The 2,716-nt window shown below is 48.3% G+C and carries 1 protein-coding gene; it reads left to right on the forward strand.

The window, feature by feature from the left end:
• Nucleotides 1–405 precede the first annotated feature (405 nt).
• The gene (locus tag PAEAM_RS22475; protein WP_100529051.1) at nt 406–2,514 is read left to right on the forward strand and encodes a TerD family protein; all 2,109 of its coding nucleotides are present in this window, start codon (nt 406–408) and stop codon (nt 2,512–2,514) included.
• The last annotated feature ends 202 nt before the right edge of the window (nt 2,515–2,716 follow it).

The following is a 2,716-nucleotide window of genomic DNA, read 5'->3' on the forward strand; positions in this document are numbered from 1 at the left end:
GAGTGAAAGTGACAAATAACACTGAGCCTGAACAGCCCTGCTGTCAGGCTAGCGTCTTTAGGCGCAGTTTGGCAACAGGGGGTTATACCCCAAGAGCAAACCACCCGTTGGACGGGTGGTCCTGATTTTTATTAAATTCTTAAATTCATGTCGTAATACTTTCGCCCTGTTGGCAGATCGTGGAATCTGAGATGATGGGTTCACCAGAGGTTCGGGCGACAAACTTTGAACTGCTGGCCTTCAGGCTATTGCGATCCTTCCTTCTACAATCATTGGAGATCATAGGGTCGCAGCTCTCCTGAAGATTTTATTTCAGAGAGGAGGCGTCCAGGCTATCACATTCCTTCCTTCTAACCCTAACCTTTCACGTTATATAGGGATGTGGCTTTCCTGGACTCTTTTATCATGAACAATACAATCTATTTGTGCAGAGCAAACAAACTTATTATCGAATCAAACGAAGGGAAGCAACAGTTGCCTAAGACACACCTGGCGACTGCCCTTAAAAATATCGAAGCACTCGGATACACCTTCTCGGATGAGTTAATGCAGGCGATGCGGCAGCTGTCCAAGGAACAATTTGAAACAGTGTATCATCAACTCGTGGCTGATCTAAGAGTCATGGTCGGCGCACATGTGAAGTACACACCGATGTATGCGGGATTCCCAATGCAGGTGATGCAAGCAGATGAGGCCGAGTTATATCTCAATGCGATTATTCATTATCTGACCAACCTGACTGTGGTCTGTCCGGATCAACCATCGGTGGAGAGAACGCCTTTGCTGGAGAAGACGGACTTGAAAGTCATTGGTTTGGGAAACCAGCAAGAATTCCAGACACTCATTCGTCAGATCATTGAAGCAAAAGGTTCCATCTCGGAAACAGACAAGGCCGATATCGACACGGTATTGGAGCATGCAGACCCGGAAGACGTGGATGCGCTATTACCCACTGAGATTCCGTTCAAAGAAAATGTGGGCTTTGTGGTCGCCTCGCTGTTGAAGCATGAAAAAGCGAACATCGACCGGATCGGTCCGTATTTCAAAACGGCAAGTGATGTCCTGCGTCTGGCTGTTGCCTGGTCCGATGGTGATGTTAGCCTCGCTGCGGCTTCTCCCTTCCGGAAATTCAAACGCCGCGAGAGACGCCTTTTGCTCGGATTATTGGAGCAGTGTGGCTCCATGACGGAGGATATGCTGCGATATAAGGATCGCTGGATTCGCCTTGGCGAAATTCTGCATCCTTCGGAATATAAGCTTCGGTATCCACGATGCGAAGAAGCCGTTGATATTTTGCGTAATAATAAGCCTTATTCGACCTTCAACGGAAGTGTGGAGCTTGCCTTCCAATATCGGAATGTATGGAGTCTGATCGATCTGTTGTCACAGCGTCCAGGTGAATTCGCGAGAAGACTGGATCACTTGCTGCGGATGACCGAAGATGAAGCGTATGTACTGCTGGCATTTGGTGAGGTACTGGAGCAAGTATCTACCCCGGTGTTATTGCAGGTAAGACAGCATTTTGCTCGGCGTAATGAACCGCAGGATTTGCGTGTCTTTTTCCCAAAAGGCAATGTAGCCAAAGCTTATGCTGTTCCGAATGAGCTGCCAGAGATCGATGAAGCCACGTGTCAGAATGTCGTGCAATTGTGCGAACAGGCATTGGTAGAGCGCTTCGCTGCCCTTGCCCCGCTTGGAAAGACTTATGTCGATCCGCAGCTTCATGATTATCTGGTACCCTTTTCCCAGAGATCGGCGAGCAAGGCTCTGCGTACCATCGTTCGTGGAAGCCGTGTGCCGATGGCAGAGGGTGATACGATTCGTTTCTTCAACTGGTGGAAAGAGGGGGACGTGGATGGAAAGTCTACAGGACGCGTGGACATTGACTTGTCTGCGGTGATGTACGATAAGGACTGGAACTATGTGGAGCATATTTCCTATACGAATCTGCGATCCTCTAACTATAAGGCTGTCCATAGCGGAGATATCGTGACTGCACCTAACGGAGCAAGTGAGTTTATTGATCTGCATATTCCATCCATCGTGGCCTATGGTGGACGATATGTGGTGGCGACACTGCTATCGTTTACCAGTCATCCGTATTGTGATCTGCCCGAATGTTTTGTGGGCTGGATGATGCGGAAGAAACCGGGGTCTGGCGAGATTTTCGAACCGTCTACCGTAGCGAACAAAATCGATATTACCGCGGATACGCAGATTGCGATCCCTGTGATTATGGACCTGGTCGAACGTACCGTCATCTGGACAGACCTGGCGCTGACAAGCCATCCGGATTACTACAATAATGTGGAAGGCAATCAAAAAGGTATGGTCCTGATGGGCAAAGCACTAACGAATTTACGCAAACCCGATCTGCATGACTTGTTCATGCTCCATGCCAAAGCTAGAGGAGAACTGGTGGATACAATAGATCAGGCGGATACAATCTATTCGGTGAATCAAGGCGTTACGCCGTATGATATCGAGCAGATTATGGCGGAGTATCTGGTTTGAATTGTTTGACTTGACTACTGGCGATATGTGAATATCAAGGTTAGAAAAGAGTAGCTGATGCTGCTCTTTTTTCTGTTATGGCTTTAGCCAGTTGAGTGCGTGAAACGCGCGAAACAAAAAACCACCCGCTATGCGGGTGGAGGGATCGAGGGTTTGACCACCAAGACCATTCCGATAAAATTGAGATGTTCAGGCTCAAAAG

The organism is Paenibacillus sp. GM1FR (assembly GCF_002803315.1).
Taxonomy (GTDB): domain Bacteria; phylum Bacillota; class Bacilli; order Paenibacillales; family Paenibacillaceae; genus Paenibacillus; species Paenibacillus amylolyticus.

Bases quoted from the DNA above. Each gene is read 5' to 3' on its own strand.
- PAEAM_RS22475 (WP_100529051.1), top strand. From the start codon at position 406: ATGAACAATACAATCTATTTGTGCAGAGCAAACAAACTTATTATCGAA.